The following is a 15,091-nucleotide window of genomic DNA, read 5'->3' as shown; positions in this document are numbered from 1 at the left end:
GTAGCCTTCAGTGGACCGCGTCGAGCCGATCCCGCTGATCCTCCGTCAGCTCCAGTTCCACCGCGGTCAGGTTCTCCTCGAGCTGGGCCACCGAAGAGACCCCGGTCAACGGCACGATCGGCAGCGCTCCGCCGATCTGCCAAGCGAGGACGACCTGGTTGACCGTGGCGCCGGTCTCCTTCGCGATGTCCCGCAGCACCGCGAGCCGCGCCGGGGTGCCCGGGTGGTCGTAGTCCGGGGGCAGCGGCTTGTCCTCGCGAACGTAGGCGCCGGCCAGCAGGGGCGTGTAGGCGACCAGCGTCAGGGCGGGCTCGGCCCGCAGGTAGCCGAGGAGTTCGGCGCCGGCGTGACTGAGGCTGCCGTCCGGGGAGAACTCGCCGGGTATGTCGAAGCGGGGCCGCAGGTGACTGTGCTGGTACTGGAGCACCTCGTAGCCGGGCACCCCGGCCGCGGCGGCCAGGGCGCGGGCCCGCTCGACGCGCCACACCGCCTGATTGCTCACGCCGAGCAGTCCGACCGTGCCCTCCGCGACCAGTTCGCCGAACCCCTCGACGGTCTCGCGCTGCGGCACGGTGTAGTCGTCGATGTGCGCGTACAGCAGGTCCAGCTTCTCCAGACCGAGCCGTTCCCTGCTGCGCTCGGCGGCCTCTCGGATCACCTTCGCGGACAGGCCCTCCGGGTTGTCGGTGTAGCTGGTGCCGGGGGCCAGCGGCCTGGCGCCGAGCTTGGTGGCGACGACGATCTCGTCCCCGACCCCGCGGCTGCGCCGCCAGCGGCCGAGAAGTTCCTCGCTCTGACCGCCCTGGCCGCCGTCGGTCCAGAAGGCGTAGTTGTCGGAGGTGTCGATGAAGTTCCCACCGGCCTCGACATAGCGGTCGAGGACGGCGAAAGAGGTCTTCTCGTCGGTCCGCGAACCGAACAGCATCGCACCGAGCGCGAGCACACTCACCTCTCGGCGGTGCGCCGGGTCGGTGCCTATCGTGCGGTACTTCATGATGTTCCTCCCCATTTGCACCCGGTCGTCCGGGTACGAAGAGGAGTCTTCAGTTTGAAGTGCACTTCAAGTCAAGCGCCTTCTGACGATCGGGCGTGACCGGCCGAACTCCTCGATCGAGTGGTTCGGCTCCGATTCGCGTAACCGCACGGGTTCGCACAGCCGCAGAAGAAGCGCGGCGTCGGCAAGATCGCAGGTCTCGGCTGCGCCGGCGTCATCGGCCTCGTCGCGGTCCTCGGCATCGCCGGAGCGCTCAGCGGTGGCTCCGGCGACTCCACGGACCGTGGAGCCAAGGACAAGGCCATCGCCGCCGACGGCAAGCCACAGCCCGAGGAGGGGAAGGAGGAGGGGAAGGAGGAACCGGCGGCACGGTCCAGGACCCAGGCCGAGGAATTCCGCGGCTGCGTCGCCGAGTCCGGCACGGCCACCGAGAAGTCGGCCGCCGGGCACATCACCAAGGTCACCGGAGCGGACCGGCGCAACGACATTTTCGGATCATCTCGGCCTTCGTATCGTGCTACGAGTCGGACAACGGGCTGGTGACGGTGTACGACGAGGACGGCGGGATGCTCGCCACCGCGAACTACTGAACCCTGCCGCGGCCCCGCTGAGCCCTGCCGCAGCCCCTTTTAGGCTCGGCTCCTGTGAACAGGCGAAAGTGCAAGAAGCTGTCCCGGCGTCTGGTGGACGCCGCGCTGGTCGGCGACCTCGCTCGGGTGCGGGACGCGCTGCGGGTCGGGGTGCCGGCCGAGACGGCGGACGCCGCGGGCAGCACGCCGCTGTACGTGGCGTCAGTGAGCGGGGCCGCCGGCATCGTGCGCGTGCTGCTGTCGGCCGGTGCCCGTCCCGACACGGAGAGCGGGATCGGCTCGGAGGGCACGCCCCTGTGCGGGGCGGCCTGCTGGGGGCACACCGAGGCCGTCCGGGTACTCCTGGAGTACGGAGCCGACCCGAACCTGCGGGAGGACCACGGCACGGGCTGGACGCCGCTCGACTGGGCGGCGAACGGGCCGCATCCGGAGACGGTGGACCTGCTCGTCGCGGCGGGGGCGCGGCCGCGGGACTGACCCGGGGGGAGGCGGCCGGCACAGCAGAAGGGCCTTCTCGGACTCGCGTCCGAGAAGGCCCTCCACACCGTCGGGACGACAGGATTTGAACCTGCGACCCCTTGACCCCCAGTCAAGTGCGCTACCAAGCTGCGCCACGTCCCGGTGTGCTCACGCGCGGTGAACCGCGCGATCACGCGGACCGCACTTTACCCCACACACCGGGCCACGCCTAAGCGGGCACGGGCGAGGGACAATCGGTCCCATGGACAGCACAGCCTCGAACCAGTCGGTGGACGCGCGGGACCGCGACGACGAGGGGCGGGCGCGCAACGCCCGGCCCCGGGACGGGCTCGGGCGGCCGTTGCCGTACGGCGCCGACGGTGTGCCCCGGCAGCCGGAGGGCGTCGTACGGGCCCCCGAGGACACGGTCGCCGAGGCGCAGCGGCTGCTGGACGCGGGGCAGCCCTTTCACGCGCACGAGGTCTTCGAGGACGCCTGGAAGTCGGGCCCCGACGAGGAGCGGGAGCTGTGGCGGGGGATGGCCCAGCTGGCCGTCGGGCTCACGCACGCGGCGCGCGGCAATGTCACCGGCGGGGCCAGGCTGCTGCGACGCGGTGCGGGCGCCGTGACGGAGTGGGCGGCGCCGGGAGGCGGGCGGGAGCGGCCGTACGGGATGGATCTCGGGTCGGTCGCAGAGTGGGCCGGGCAGCTGGCGCGGGACGTGGAGGCCGGTCACCCCGTGGACGCGGCGGCGCGGGCGCCCCGGCTGCGGGGCTGAAGTCACCCGCCGCCGCCCGGGACGGCCCGGCCGGGGCGTTGTCAGTGGCGTACGGCAGACTCGTGGCGTGCGGACAATTCATGTGATCGGTATCGGCGCGGGCGACCCCGACCAGTTGACGCTCCAGGCGGTCAGGGCGTTGCGGAGCACGGACGTGTTCTTCGTCCTGGACAAGGGCGAGGCGAAGGCCGACCTGGTGCGGCTGCGCCGGGACATGCTGAAGACGCACATACCGGAGGGGACGTATCGGATCGTCGAGGCGCGCGACCCCGAGCGGGACCGGAGCGCGGGCGGCGCTGCCTACTCCCCCGCCGTCGGGGACTGGCGCAGCGCCCGCGCCGGCATCTACGCGCGGCTGATCGCCGAGGAGCTCGGCGAGGACGGGAGCGGCGCGTTCCTGGTGTGGGGCGACCCCGCGTTGTACGACAGCACGCTGGGCGTCCTGGAGGAGATCCTGGAGCGCGGGACGGTGGCGTTCGAGTACGACGTCGTGCCCGGCATCAGCAGTGTCTCCTCGCTGGTCGCCCGGCACCGCACCGGGCTGAACCGGGTGGCGCGGCCGGTGCAGATCACCACCGGGCGGCGGCTCGCCGAGGGCTTCCCCCAGGACGCGGACGACGTCGTCGTGATGCTCGACGCCCACCAGACCTTCCGCCGGTACGCGGACCAGGACATCGACATCTACTGGGGCGCCTACCTGGGCACCCCGGACGAGATACTCGACTCCGGGCCGATCGCCGAGGCCGCGCCCCGCATCGAGCGGCTGCGGGCCGAGGCACGCGAGCGCAAGGGATGGATCATGGACACCTATCTGCTGCGGCGCAACCCCGGCCAACGCTGAGGCCCGGCCGGCGGCCAACGCCAGGGCCCGTCCGGCGGCCGCGAGCGGCCACACCCGCGCGGACCGTTCCCGCATGCGTGGCCAGTGCACCGGTGTGATCGTGACCCTGTGACAGTCGCCGAGGAGTCGCCGCGGACCGCCGCCACCCAGCCACCCGTGCTGGACAGACGACGCCGCAACATCGTCTTCGTCACGATCATGCTCGGGGTGCTGCTGGCGGCCCTGGACCAGACGATCGTCGGCACCGCGCTGCCGACGATCGTGTCCGACCTGGGCGGCGCCGCGCACATGTCGTGGGTGGTGACCTCGTACCTGCTCGCGGAGACCGTGGCGACGGTGCTGGTCGGCAAGTTCGGCGACCTGTTCGGCCGCAAGGTGGTCTTCCAGGTCTCGGCGGTCGTGTTCATCACGGGCTCGTTCCTGTGCGGGCTGGCCACCAACATGCCGCTGCTGATCACCTGGCGGGCGATGCAGGGCATCGGCGCGGGCGGCCTGATGGTGACGGCGATGGCGCTGATCGCGGACGTCATCCCGCTGCGGGAGCGCGGCAAGTACCAGGGCGCCATCGGCGCCGTGTTCGGGGTCGCGACGGTCATCGGGCCGCTGCTGGGCGGGCTGTTCACCGACCACCTGTCCTGGCGCTGGGCGTTCTACGTCAACGTGCCCATCGCGATCGCGGTCGTCATCGCCGCCGCCCGCACCATCCCGGTGGTGAAGTCGGCCGTCCGGCCCGTCATCGACTACCTGGGCATCGCGCTGGTCGCGGTCGGCGCCAGCGCGCTGATCCTGGCGACGAGCTGGGGCGGCAACGAGTACGCATGGGGTTCGGGCGTCGTCATCGGCCTGTTCGCGGGCGGGCTGATCGCGCTCGCCCTGTTCTGCCTGGTGGAGACCCGGGCGGCCGAACCGATGCTCCCGATGCGGCTGTTCGGCAACCCGGTCTTCACGGTCTGCTCGATCCTCAGCTTCATCGTCGGCTTCGCGATGCTCGGCGCGCTGACGTATCTGCCGACCTATCTGCAGTACGTCGACGGCGACTCGGCCACCGTCTCCGGGGTCCGGACGCTGCCGATGGTGGCGGGGCTGCTGATCGCCTCGGTGTTCAGCGGCACCGTGGTCAGCAGGACGGGGCGCTACCGGCTGTTCCCGATCGCGGGCACCCTGGTGATGGGGGTCGGCCTGTACCTGATGTCGCTGATGGGGCCGTCCACGGGCGCGGGGCTCGAGTCGCTGTACATGTTCGTGCTGGGCACGGGCATCGGCCTGTCCATGCAGGTGCTGACCATCGTCGTGCAGAACACCGTCGACTACGCCGACCTCGGCACCGCGACCTCCGGCGTCACCTTCTTCCGCACGCTGGGCAGCTCCTTCGGCACCGCCGTGTTCGGCACGATCTACGCCAACGCCCTCGGCCCCAACCTGCGGGACGGCGTGTCCGCCGCCGCGGCGACCGGCGCCGCCGATCCGTCGGTGATCGGCAGGGCGGCGACCAGTCCGGAGGGCGTGCACGGGCTGCCGCCGGGCGCGTCGGCGCCGATCGTGGGCGCGTACGCGGACACCATCCAGACCGTGTTCCTGTGGACGGTGCCGGTCGCGGCCGTCGGCTTCCTCGTCGCCCTGTTCCTCAAGCAGGTGCAGCTGCGCGACAGCGCCCGCGCCGGCTCCACGGACATGGGCGAGGGCTTCGCCTCACCGCACGACGCGAGCAGCCGCAGGGCCCTGGAGGCATCCGTCGGAAAGATCATCGGCGGTGCGGAGCCGGCCACCGCGCGCCGGCTCATCGCCGACAGCGACACCCGGCTGGACGTCGCCGGTGCCTGGGCCGTCATGCAGGTCGAGCTGTTCACGCGGCTGGTCGGGCACGCCGGCCTCGGCCTGATCGCGGCCCGCCGCCGGGTACCGCCGGAGGTGCTGCTGCCGGTCTTCGACCGCATGGTCGAGGAGGGGTTCTTGACCCGCGACGGCTCCCTGCTCTCGCACACCGAGGCGGGAGCCCGCGAGGCCCTGGTCATCGGCCGGGCCTGGGCCACCTGGCTGGAGAGCCGGGTGGAGCAGGACATCGGCCGCCCCTCGGACACCGAGCTGCGCGCCGCCGTCGACTCCATCGCCAAGCGCCTGCTGGTGGAGGACCTGAGCAACGGCCTGCCGGAGCGGGTCAGGCCAGCAGGAGCTGCAGACCGCCCACGATCGTCGCCGCGATCACCAGACGCTCGAACAGGCGTTGGTTGATCCGGTTCACGGCCCACTTGCCGAGGAACGCGCCGGGCACCACGAAGACCACCAGTGCCGCGTCGAGCAGCAGTGAGCGGCCGTCGATCAGGCCGAGGCCCGCACTGAAGGGCAGCTTGGACACGTTGACGATCAGGAAGAAGAACGCCGACGTACCCAGGAAGCCGAGCTTGCGGAAGCCCGCGGAGAGCAGGTACATCGACATCACCGGGCCGCCCGCGTTGGCGACCATCGTGGTGAACCCGCCGAGGACCCCGTAGGAGCGGGCCTTCACGCGGCCGGTGCGCGAGGTGATTTCGTCCGGCTGCTCCGCGTCGTCGGCCCGCCGCCGGCGCCACACCGTCACGCCGGCCATGAACAGCAGGATCACGCCGATCGACGTCCTGACGACCGTGTCGTCGGCCCACACCAGGAACAGGGTGCCGACGACCACCCCCACCCCCACCGCCGGGAACAGCCGCCACAGGGTCGGCCAGTGCGCGTGCCGCCGGTAGGTCAGGACGGCCAGGACGTCGCCGGCGATCAGCACCGGCAGCAGGATGCCGGTGGAGGCGCGAGCGGGCAGGACCGCCGCGAAGATCGCCAGGCTGACGGTGTTGGCCCCACTCACCGCGGTCTTGGAGAAGCCGACGAGCAGGGCCGCGAAGGCCAGGGCGGCGAATTCCCAGCCGGTGAGGTGCCAGAGCGTCATGGTGTCCATTGCGGGGACCGATGCTATGCGCACCGGTCCGGCACCGTAAGCACCGTCTCGCCCATTGATCCTTAGCGGTCGCCGTACGGGGCCTCGACCGGTCGTGCGGTCAGTGCCGCTCGACCAGCACCGCGCTGCCCTGCCCCACGCCCACGCACATCGTGGCCAGGCCACGGGCGGCTCCCGAGCGGCGCATGCGGTGGAGCAGGGTGGTGAGGATGCGGGCGCCGGAGCAGCCGAGCGGGTGGCCCAGTGCGATGGCGCCGCCGGTGGGGTTGACCAGGTCGGGGTCGATGCCGAGCCGGTCGACGCAGGCGAGGGCCTGCGCGGCGAACGCCTCGTTGAACTCGGCCTCCGTGATGTCGCCGATGCTCCAGCCGGCCCGGGCGAGGACCTTGCGGGTGGCGGGGACCGGGCCGATGCCCATGACGTCCGGGTGGACGCCGGCCGAGCCGCCCGCGACGTAGCGGCCGAGCGACTCCAGGCCCAGGTCGTTCAGGGCCTCCTCGCTGACCAGCAGGAGTCCGGCGGCGCCGTCGTTCATCGGGGAGGCGTTGCCCGCGGTGACCGTGCCGCCGGGGCGGAAGACGGGCTTGAGGCGGCCCAGCTTCTCCAGGGAGGTGTCCTCGCGGACGCACTCGTCGGTGTCGACGACCACGCCGTCGGGGCGCTCGACGGGGAGGATCTCGTCGTCGAAGTGGCCGTACTTGCGGGCCTCGGCGGCGAGGTGGTGGCTGCGCAGGGCGAACTCGTCCTGGCGTTCGCGCGGGACGCCGTACCGCTCGGCGACCTCCTCCGCCGTCTCGCCCATGGCCAGCAGGCCGTGCAGGTCCTTCATCGCCGGGTTGACCAGGCGCCAGCCCAGCCGGGTGTCGACGGTCTCGATGCGGTGCGGCAGCGCCTCGTCGGGGCGGGGCAGGACGAAGGGGGCGCGGCTCATCGACTCCGAGCCGCCGGCGAGCACGACGTCGGCCTCGCCCGCTGCGATGGTGCGGGCGGCGGTCGTGACGGCCTCGAGGCCGGAGGCGCACAACCGGTTCACGGTGGCGCCGGGCACGGTCTCGGGCAGGCCCGCGAGCAGGGCGGCCATCCGGGCGACGTTGCGGTTGTCCTCGCCCGCCTGGTTGGCGGCGCCCCAGTAGACGTCGTCGACGCGGGCGGGGTCGAGCGCGGGCACGTCGGCGACCAGGCCCCGGATCACTGCGGCGGCGAGGTCGTCGGGCCGCACGGCGGACAGGGCGCCGCGCAGCTTGCCGATCGGGGTGCGGCGGGCGGCCGCGAAGTGGACGGGACGCACGAGGTGACTCCTTGATGGGCACTGTCTCCGTAGCAGCACCTTAATTAGCACTGCTAGTTTTGGACTATAGACCGCCGTCCCGTGTCCTGGGAAGATCCTCCGAGGACCGTCAGCGACGCACCCGGAGGAGACATGGCCGAGGCCCGCGAGCACACCCTGAACGGAACGCGGGGACGGATCACCGTCCGCGAGTGGCCCGCCGGGCGGCCCCGCTACGTCGCGCTGCTGGTCCACGGATACGGCGAGCACACCGGCCGCTACGAGGAGGTGGCCGGCGTCCTGACCGGGCACGGCGCGGCCGTCTACGCACCGGATCACACCGGGCACGGGCGGTCGGACGGCGAGCGGGTGGTGATCGAGGACTTCGAGGACGTGGTCACCGACGTGCACGCCGTGGCCGAGCTGGCCCGGGGCGCCCACCCCGGCCTGCCGGTCGTCATGATCGGGCACTCCATGGGCGGCCTCGTCGCCGCCCGCTACGCCCAGCGCCACCCAGGGCTGACCGCGCTGGTGCTGTCCGGCCCCGTGATCGGCGACTGGGAGCTGCCGCGCCGGCTGCTCGCCCTCGAGGAGATCCCCGACACGCCGATCAGCCCGGCCTCGCTCTCCCGCGACCCGGCGGTCGGCGCGGCGTACGCGGCGGACCCGCTGGTGTGGCACGGGCCGATGAAACGGCCGACCCTCGAGGCGTTCGTACGGACGCTGGAGACCGTCGCCAGGAGCGGCGACGTCGGCCGCCTGCCGCTGCTGTGGGTGCACGGGGACGACGACCGGCTGGTGCCGCTGCCCGGCAGCCGCGTCGGCGTCGAGCCGCTGAGCGGCGGCGACCTGACCGAGCGGATCTACCCGGGCGCCCGGCACGAGGTCTTCAACGAGACCAACCGCGCGGAGGTGTTCGCGGACCTCACGCGGTTCCTGGACGGCGTACTCGCCCGCTGACGGCCGGTCTCCACGGCGGACGCCCGCCGGGCGTTTGCTCCCGGGCCCCATGGGCACCCGCGCCCGCATGGAGTGGTTGCGCCGCGCCGCCTGCGTGGATGAGGACCCCGATCTGTTCTTCCCGGTGGGCACCGCCGGACCCGCCCTGCGGGACACGGCGGCCGCCAAGCGTGTCTGCACCAGATGCCCGGTGACCTCCCAGTGCCTGACGTTCGCGCTGGAGTCGGGGCAGACGTCGGGCGTGTGGGGCGGCACCGACGAGGACGAGCGCGTCGCCCTGCTCCGGCTGACCAGGCGGTACGCACGTAACGCACCGAACGCACATACGCACGAAAAGAGGGGCACCTCATGGCCGACGCCCTCGAACTCGACGCGCTGTGGGAGGACTTCCACCGCGTGGTGAACATGACCTCCGCGGAACTCGCCGACTGGCTGCGGGTACGGGACTCCGGCGAGCTGACCGAGCCGCTGCCGGACGACGCCGGACCGCCACTGGGACAGCACGTCCTCGCGATCCTGCAGAAACGCCGCACGGACCTGACGGAGGACGACCTCCGTGCGATGCGCGAGGTCGTGGACACCGTGACCTCGCGCACCGACCTGGAGAACGAGCCCCGGTCCGACGACACCGGGCTCAGGCACCGGCTCATGACGGTCGGTCACGACCCGCTGAAGCCGTAGCCGTGAGCCGCGACCAACGGCGGGTCGTACGCGAACTCGTCGACGCGCACGGCCGGACGTACGCCGAAGAGGCGGGCATCCGGCTCAAGGACACCCCGCAGCCGCTGTACCGGCTGTTGGTCCTCGCCCATCTGCTCAGTGCCCGTATCAGCGGTTCCATCGCGGTCGCCGCGGCCCGTGCCCTCGGCGAGGCGGGGCTGCGCGACCCGCGCCGCATGGCCGACGCCGACTGGCAGGAGCGGGTGGACGCACTCGGCCGGGGCGGATACCGGCGCTACGACGAGCGCACCGCCACGCAGCTCGGCGAGGCCGCCGAACTGCTCACCGAGCGGTGGGGCGGTGACCTGCGCCGGCTGCGCGAGGAGGCGGACGGCGACGTCTCCGAAGTACGGCGGCTGCTCCAGGAGTTCCCCGGAGTGGGTCCGACCGGCGCGGACATCTTCCTGCGCGAGGCCCAGCTCGTCTGGCCGGAGGCGGCCCCCTACCTGGACCGCAAGGCCCTCCAGGGCGCGGAACGCCTCGGTCTGCCCGGGGACCCGGAGCGGCTCGTCGCTCTGGCCCGGTCGACGGAACCGGCGGTGCTCGCGGCCGCGCTGGTACGTGCGGCGGTGGACAAGGAAGTCGGCAGGGACACCCTGGAGCGGGCCGGCTGAGTCCGCCGGGCCTGCTGCCCCCTCCCGGTCGGTGACCGGTCACCCGAACAGGCCCGTGCGCTGGTGGGTCCACGGGTGCGGTGATGCGCTGAGGACACCGTTTCCCGTCCCAGGAGGCATCCCGCGATGAGCCGTCGTCCGTCCCACCCCGCCCGTCTCCTGGCCTCCGCGCTGGCGGCGGGCGCGCTGCTGACCACCGCGGCCTGCTCGGACGGCGGCGGGTCGGGAACCGCCTCGGACACCGCCGCCGAACAGGCCGGGATCGCCGAGCAGAACGCGGCGAGGCAGACCCCGAGCGGCTCGCCCAGCGCCTCCCCCTCCGCCCTCACCGAGTCCGGCGCCAAGGCCGCCCTGCTCACCGAGGCCGACCTGGAGGACGACTGGAACCAGGTCCAGGACGCGGACAAGTGGCGCGACCGGCTGCTCGTCGGCGAGGTCGACGTCTCCGACTTCCTCACCGCGAAGGCCGACGCCGCGGACTGTCAGCAGCTGCTCGACGGGCTCTACCGCGACAACCTGCTGGGCGAGCCGTCGGGACCGTCGGCCCTCACCGGCTTCGAGCAGGGCGACGCCCGTCTCCTCGAGCAGGTCGCCGGCTACGACCGCGCCGGCCTCGACGACCGCCTGAAGTGGCTGGACTCCCTGCCGCAGACGTGCGACGAGTTCACCGCGACCGACTCCCGCGGCGACAAGCGCACCGTCCAGGTGACCGAGGCCTCGGTGCCCGACGTGGGCGACGCCCGCGAGGGACTGCACGTGACCGTGCAGGGCACCGCCGACGGCACCCCGGTCACGCTCAGCCTGGACGTCGCCGCCGTACGCGTCGGCACCTCCGCCCTCACCGTCACGGGCGGCGGCCTGGACGGCCCCCAGACCTCCTCCGTCGAGCGGGGCGTGCGCCAGGGCACCGAGCGCCTGAAGACCGTCCTGGACGGCGGGACCCCCTCGCCGCAGCCCACCGACCTGGACTGACCCCGGTGCGGCTTCCACCGCGCCTTGCGCACATCCGGCGAAACCCGGACAGGGTGATCATCGCGGCGGCACAATGGTCCGCGACGGACGGCGCACGCGCGAAGGAGCCGAGACGTGAGCGAGAGCGACCCCGTGCCCGGCGGGCGTCCCGGCGAGGTCGAGCGGGCCACCGCGCTGAGCGGTGAGCTGGCCGGGCGGGGCGTGCACGGCGTCGTGCTGGCGTACGTCGACACGGCCGGGATCACCCGGGTGAAGACGGTGCCGACGGCGAAGCTCGCCTCGGCCGCGGCCTGGGGCGTCGGCATGTCGCCGGTGTTCGACACCTTCCTGGCGAACGACGCGATCGTCGCCACGGACGTCCTCGGCTCCCCCGACGGCGACCTGCGCCTCTACCCCGACCTCGACCGGCTGACCGTACTGGCGGCGCAGCCCGGCTGGGCGTGGGCGCCGGTCGACCGGATCACACAGGAGGGCGACCCGCATCCGGCGTGCGGGCGCACCGTCCTGCGCCGGACGGTGGCCCGGGCCGCCGAGCGGTACGGCCTCACGTTCCGGGCCGCCGTCGAGATCGAGTGGACCGTGGGCCGGGGCGACACGGACGGCGACGCGTTCGTACCCGCGGTGTCGGGACCGGCCTACGGGGCCACCCGGCAGGTCGAGCTGAGCGACTGCGCCGCCGACCTGCTGGCGGCGCTCGCGGCGCAGGGCGTGAACGTGGAGCAGCTCCATCCCGAGTACGCGGCGGGGCAGTTCGAGGTCTCGGTGGGCGCGCTCGACCCGGTGGCGGCGGCCGACCGCAGCGTGCTGGTGCGCCAGACGATCCGCGCCGTGACGCGGCGGCACGGGCTGCGGGTCTCCTTCGCCCCGGCGGTCCTCGGGCGGGGCGTCGGCAACGGCGGGCACCTCCACCTCTCCGCCTGGCGCGACGGAAGGAACCTGCACGCGGGAGGTGCGGGCCGGTACGGCATGACCGCCGAGGCGGAGTCCTTCGTCGCCGGGGTGCTGGACCACCTCCCCGCGCTCACGGCGATGACCGCGCCGAGCCCGGCCAGCCACCTGCGGCTGCGGCCCTCGCAGTGGGCGGGGGTGTTCACCGCCTGGGGCCGGGAGACCCGCGAGGCCGCTCTGCGGATCGTCACCGGGACCGCCGGGGTGCGCGAGCGGGCGGCGAACCTGGAGGTGAAGCCGGTCGACCTCGCCGCCAACCCCTACCTCGCCCTCGCCTCGGTGATCGCCGCCGGTCTCGACGGGCTCGCGTCGTCCGCGCCCCTGGCCGAGGAGATCACCGGCGACCCGGCCCGGCTGGACGTGGCCGAGGCCGAGGCCCGCGGGGTGCGCCGGCTGCCGGGCTCGCTCGCGGAGTCGGTGGAGGCGTTCCGCGCGGACGGTGTGCTCCGGACCGCGCTGGGGCCGGTGCTGGCCGACGCGGTGGCCGCCGTACGGCTCGGGGAGATCGAGGCGGTCGACGGGCTGGACGACGACCGGGTGGCGGCGGCCTACCGCTGGAAGTACTGACATGGCGGCCGGACCCGTCCACGAGAGACTGGGCGCGCTGCACCTGGTGGACCACCACTGCCACGGCGCCACCACGGACGACCTGGACCGGGAGGGCTTCGAGTCCCTGCTCACCGAGGGCGGGTCGTGGCCCGGCGTCTCCCCCTTCGACAGCCCGGTCGGCCTCGCCGTACGCCGGCACTGCGCGCCCCTGCTGGACCTGCCGCGCCACGCGCCGCCCGACCTGTACCTGGCCCGGCGGGCCGAGTTGGGCGCCGCCGAGGTGAACAGGCGGTTCCTGCGGGCCGCGGGCACGGGCGTGTTCTGCGTGGACACCGGGTACGCCCCGCACCGGGTGACCGCGCCGGCCGAGCTGGCGGAGGCGGCGGGCGCGACGGCGTACGAGGTGGTCCGGCTGGAGGCGGTCGCGGAGGCGGTGGCGGCCGGGGGCGTGGAGCCGGACGCGTACGCGGCGGCGTTCCGCGCGGCCGCGTGGGAGGCGGTCCGGCGGGCGGGCGTGGTGGCGGTCAAGTCGGTGGCGGCCTACCGCACGGGCTTCGACCTGGACCCGTCCCGGCCCTCGACCGGCGAGGTCACCGAAGCCGCCCGGCACTGGCTCGCGCGCGGCGGGCGGCTCGAGGACCCGGTGCTGATGCGGCACCTGCTGTGGACCGCCGTGGACCTCGGGCGGCCGCTGCAACTGCACACGGGATTCGGCGACAGCGACATCCGCATGCACCGCGTGGATCCGACCCACCTGACCGACTGGCTGCACCTGACCGCCGGCACGATCCCGGTCCTGCTGCTGCACTGCTGGCCCTACCAGCGCCAGGCGGCCTACCTGTCGGCGGTCTTCGAACGGGTGTACCTCGACGTGGGTCTCACCCTGCACCACGTCGGTCCCGCGCGGGCGGGCGCGATCCTCGCGGAGGCGCTGGAGATCACCCCGTTCCGCAAGCTGCTCTACAGCTCCGACGCCTACGGGGTGGCCGAGTTCCACCACCTGGGGGCACTGGCCTTCCGGCAGGGGCTGGCCGGGCTGCTTCAGGAGCGGCTGGACGCCGACGAACTGGCCCTGCCGGACGCGCTGCGCCTCGCACGCTGGGCGGGGCGCGACAATGCCCGCAGGGTCTACCGGCTGCCCGGCGGCCCGCTGGACGACGGCTGAGCGGCGTGGGAGGGGTCACAGTCCAGTCCCGGAGCGCCGCCCGGGAACCAGGAACGGCTGAAAGTATGATCAAGCGATGTCTGACATGACCGAAACCACGCCGGGCTGGCTGACGAGCGACGAACTCGAGATGGCGCGCGCCCGCATGCCCATCCTGTACGTCGAGGCCGTGCCCGTGCGTGTCGACGACAGCGGCGAAGTCTCCAGCGTCGGCCTGCTCCTGCGCATCGGGCCCGACGGGACGGTCAGCCGGACGCTGGTCTCCGGCCGGGTGCTGCACCACGAGCGGGTCCGCGACGCCCTGTTGCGTCATCTGGAGAAGGACCTCGGCCCGGTGGCGCTGCCCCGGGTGCCGTCCTCGCTCCAGCCGTTCACGGTGGCCGAGTACTTCCCCACGCACGGCGTCACGCCGTACCACGACCCCCGGCAGCACGCGGTCTCCCTCGCCTACGTCGTGCCGGTGAGCGGTGACTGCCGGCCCCGGCAGGACGCGCTCGACCTGGTCTGGTTCGACCCGCGGGAGGCCCTGTCCGAGGCGGTGCAGAGCGAGATGCCGGGCGGGCACGGGGTGCTGCTGAAGCAGGCGCTGGCGCATGTGGGCTGCGTGGTCTGACCACCCGGTGCTCCGACGGCCCCGCCGGGGCTACTCCCCGGGGCCGTCCCCGGCGCTGAGTTGCGGGTCCAGGTCGTCCCGGAGCAGGCCCCGGGAACCCGTCTGGCCGGTGCGGTAGGCGGAGCGGGCCACCAGGTGGGAGGCGACCGGGCTGGTGAGGAACTGGAAGAAGGCGATCAGCGCGAGGGTGCCCACGTCGGTGCCGTGCCGCAGCCTCAGCGCCACCCCGGCCAGGACGAGGAGCATCCCGAGGGTCTGCGGTTTGGTGGCGGCGTGACTGCGGGAGAGCACGTCGGGGAAGCGGAGCATCCCGATCACTCCGAGGAGGCACTGCAGGCAGCCAAGAAGCATGAGGACCGCCCCGGCCAGGTCGGCGGCCTCGGCCCAGGCGTTCACCGGTGGTCCTGCTCGCCGTCCGCCCGCGCGGAGGGCCGGTCGCGTACCGCGATGAAGCGGGCGATGCCCACCGAGCCGGTGAACCCGAGGAAGGCGAGCACCAGCATCACGGGGAAGTAGAAGGAGTCGCGGTCGTGCGCGGCCTTGACGCCGATGCCGGCGATGATGAGCGCCGCGGCCACGTCCAGGGCGACCGCGCGGTCCAGCATCGAGGGGCCGTACCAGAACCGGTACAGCAGCAGTGCGCCGGCGACGAGGATCATCGCGAGCGAGGCGATCAGCATGGCCTCTTCGAC

16 protein-coding genes, 1 tRNA gene and 1 pseudogene are annotated in these 15,091 nt (G+C 73.1%); 12 read left to right on the top strand and 6 right to left on the bottom strand.

Going from position 1 to position 15,091, the window contains the following annotated elements:
- Positions 1 to 7: 7 nt before the first annotated feature.
- Positions 8 to 994 (bottom strand): aldo/keto reductase, encoded by a 987-nt coding sequence (locus ACGH7X_RS33985; RefSeq protein ID WP_399892731.1) that lies wholly within the window; start codon positions 992 to 994, stop codon positions 8 to 10.
- Positions 995 to 1,638: 644 nt separating this feature from the next.
- On the opposite strand from ACGH7X_RS33985, the gene ACGH7X_RS33980 reads away from it, so the two are divergent.
- Complete coding sequence (locus ACGH7X_RS33980) at positions 1,639 to 2,061, top strand: ankyrin repeat domain-containing protein (RefSeq protein WP_399892728.1); 423 nt, start codon at positions 1,639 to 1,641, stop codon at positions 2,059 to 2,061.
- Positions 2,062 to 2,131: 70 nt separating this feature from the next.
- Here the strand turns inward: ACGH7X_RS33980 and ACGH7X_RS33975 are convergent.
- Positions 2,132 to 2,205: transfer RNA gene (locus tag ACGH7X_RS33975), tRNA-Pro, on the bottom strand.
- Positions 2,206 to 2,305: 100 nt separating this feature from the next.
- On the opposite strand from ACGH7X_RS33975, the gene ACGH7X_RS33970 reads away from it, so the two are divergent.
- The 3 genes from ACGH7X_RS33970 (at position 2,306) to ACGH7X_RS33960 (ending at position 5,891) form a co-directional block, all read left to right on the top strand.
- Complete coding sequence (locus tag ACGH7X_RS33970) at positions 2,306 to 2,821, top strand: DUF309 domain-containing protein (protein WP_399892725.1); 516 nt, start codon at positions 2,306 to 2,308, stop codon at positions 2,819 to 2,821.
- 67 nt (positions 2,822 to 2,888) lie between these two features.
- Positions 2,889 to 3,662, top strand: coding sequence for a precorrin-6A synthase (deacetylating) (gene cobF, locus ACGH7X_RS33965; RefSeq protein WP_399892722.1), 774 nt, complete (start codon positions 2,889 to 2,891; stop codon positions 3,660 to 3,662).
- 108 nt (positions 3,663 to 3,770) lie between these two features.
- Positions 3,771 to 5,891 (top strand): MDR family MFS transporter, encoded by a 2,121-nt coding sequence (locus tag ACGH7X_RS33960; protein ID WP_399892719.1) that lies wholly within the window; start codon positions 3,771 to 3,773, stop codon positions 5,889 to 5,891.
- On the opposite strand, the gene ACGH7X_RS33955 is transcribed toward ACGH7X_RS33960, so the two are convergent.
- Positions 5,818 to 6,591 (bottom strand): sulfite exporter TauE/SafE family protein, encoded by a 774-nt coding sequence (locus tag ACGH7X_RS33955; protein ID WP_399892716.1) that lies wholly within the window; start codon positions 6,589 to 6,591, stop codon positions 5,818 to 5,820. The two genes, ACGH7X_RS33960 and ACGH7X_RS33955, sit on opposite strands and share 74 nt — an antisense overlap.
- A 100-nt stretch (positions 6,592 to 6,691) precedes the next feature.
- Positions 6,692 to 7,879, bottom strand: a complete 1,188-nt coding sequence (locus ACGH7X_RS33950) for a thiolase family protein (protein ID WP_399892713.1) — start codon at positions 7,877 to 7,879, stop codon at positions 6,692 to 6,694.
- A 132-nt stretch (positions 7,880 to 8,011) separates the two neighbouring features.
- Between ACGH7X_RS33950 and ACGH7X_RS33945 the strand changes: the two genes are divergently transcribed.
- From ACGH7X_RS33945 to ACGH7X_RS33910, 8 genes and pseudogenes are all read left to right on the top strand, one after another.
- Entirely contained in the window at positions 8,012 to 8,818 is an 807-nt protein-coding gene (locus ACGH7X_RS33945; protein ID WP_399892710.1) for a lysophospholipase, read from the top strand.
- A 67-nt stretch (positions 8,819 to 8,885) separates the two neighbouring features.
- Positions 8,886 to 9,116, top strand: a pseudogene (locus tag ACGH7X_RS33940) (WhiB family transcriptional regulator); the annotation flags it as partial.
- 50 nt (positions 9,117 to 9,166) lie between these two features.
- Positions 9,167 to 9,499 carry a DUF3140 domain-containing protein gene (locus tag ACGH7X_RS33935; RefSeq protein ID WP_399892708.1) on the top strand — a complete coding sequence of 111 codons (333 nt, stop codon included), beginning with the start codon at positions 9,167 to 9,169 and terminating at the stop codon, positions 9,497 to 9,499.
- A 2-nt stretch (positions 9,500 to 9,501) separates the two neighbouring features.
- Entirely contained in the window at positions 9,502 to 10,152 is a 651-nt protein-coding gene (locus ACGH7X_RS33930) for an endonuclease (RefSeq protein WP_399892705.1), read from the top strand.
- Positions 10,153 to 10,278: 126 nt separating this feature from the next.
- Entirely contained in the window at positions 10,279 to 11,124 is an 846-nt protein-coding gene (locus ACGH7X_RS33925; RefSeq protein ID WP_399892702.1) for a hypothetical protein, read from the top strand.
- A 114-nt stretch (positions 11,125 to 11,238) separates the two neighbouring features.
- On the top strand, positions 11,239 to 12,639 hold the full coding sequence (locus tag ACGH7X_RS33920; RefSeq protein WP_399892699.1) for a glutamine synthetase: 1,401 nt from the start codon (positions 11,239 to 11,241) through the stop codon (positions 12,637 to 12,639).
- Between the two features lies 1 nt (position 12,640).
- Positions 12,641 to 13,786: an amidohydrolase family protein gene (locus ACGH7X_RS33915; protein ID WP_399892696.1), complete on the top strand. Its 1,146-nt coding sequence runs from the start codon at positions 12,641 to 12,643 to the stop codon at positions 13,784 to 13,786.
- A gap of 85 nt (positions 13,787 to 13,871) precedes the next feature.
- Entirely contained in the window at positions 13,872 to 14,399 is a 528-nt protein-coding gene (locus ACGH7X_RS33910) for an NUDIX hydrolase family protein (protein ID WP_399897534.1), read from the top strand.
- Between the two features lie 30 nt (positions 14,400 to 14,429).
- Here ACGH7X_RS33910 and mnhG read toward each other — a convergent pair whose 3' ends face one another.
- On the bottom strand, positions 14,430 to 14,795 hold the full coding sequence (mnhG, locus tag ACGH7X_RS33905; RefSeq protein ID WP_399892693.1) for a monovalent cation/H(+) antiporter subunit G: 366 nt from the start codon (positions 14,793 to 14,795) through the stop codon (positions 14,430 to 14,432).
- Positions 14,792 to 15,079 carry a monovalent cation/H+ antiporter complex subunit F gene (locus ACGH7X_RS33900; RefSeq protein ID WP_399897531.1) on the bottom strand — a complete coding sequence of 96 codons (288 nt, stop codon included), beginning with the start codon at positions 15,077 to 15,079 and terminating at the stop codon, positions 14,792 to 14,794. The genes mnhG and ACGH7X_RS33900 overlap by 4 nt, the downstream gene beginning before the upstream one ends.
- Positions 15,080 to 15,091: the final 12 nt, after the last annotated feature.

This window comes from Streptomyces sp. BBFR51, assembly GCF_044591655.1.
GTDB lineage: Bacteria > Actinomycetota > Actinomycetes > Streptomycetales > Streptomycetaceae > Streptomyces.
Note: the sequence above shows the minus strand (reverse complement) of the source record. Positions and strands in the feature narration are given on the sequence as shown.

Excerpts from the sequence above, each read along its gene's own strand:
- ACGH7X_RS33985 (WP_399892731.1), bottom strand. The coding sequence starts at position 994 with ATGAAGTACCGCACGATAGGCACCGACCCGGCGCACCGCCGAGAGGTG.
- ACGH7X_RS33970 (WP_399892725.1), top strand. The coding sequence starts at position 2,306 with ATGGACAGCACAGCCTCGAACCAGTCGGTGGACGCGCGGGACCGCGAC.
- ACGH7X_RS33955 (WP_399892716.1), bottom strand. The coding sequence starts at position 6,591 with ATGGACACCATGACGCTCTGGCACCTCACCGGCTGGGAATTCGCCGCC.
- ACGH7X_RS33945 (WP_399892710.1), top strand. The coding sequence starts at position 8,012 with ATGGCCGAGGCCCGCGAGCACACCCTGAACGGAACGCGGGGACGGATC.
- ACGH7X_RS33935 (WP_399892708.1), top strand. The coding sequence starts at position 9,167 with ATGGCCGACGCCCTCGAACTCGACGCGCTGTGGGAGGACTTCCACCGC.
- ACGH7X_RS33925 (WP_399892702.1), top strand. The coding sequence starts at position 10,279 with ATGAGCCGTCGTCCGTCCCACCCCGCCCGTCTCCTGGCCTCCGCGCTG.
- ACGH7X_RS33915 (WP_399892696.1), top strand. The coding sequence starts at position 12,641 with ATGGCGGCCGGACCCGTCCACGAGAGACTGGGCGCGCTGCACCTGGTG.
- ACGH7X_RS33910 (WP_399897534.1), top strand. The coding sequence starts at position 13,872 with ATGACCGAAACCACGCCGGGCTGGCTGACGAGCGACGAACTCGAGATG.
- ACGH7X_RS33900 (WP_399897531.1), bottom strand. The coding sequence starts at position 15,079 with ATGCTGATCGCCTCGCTCGCGATGATCCTCGTCGCCGGCGCACTGCTG.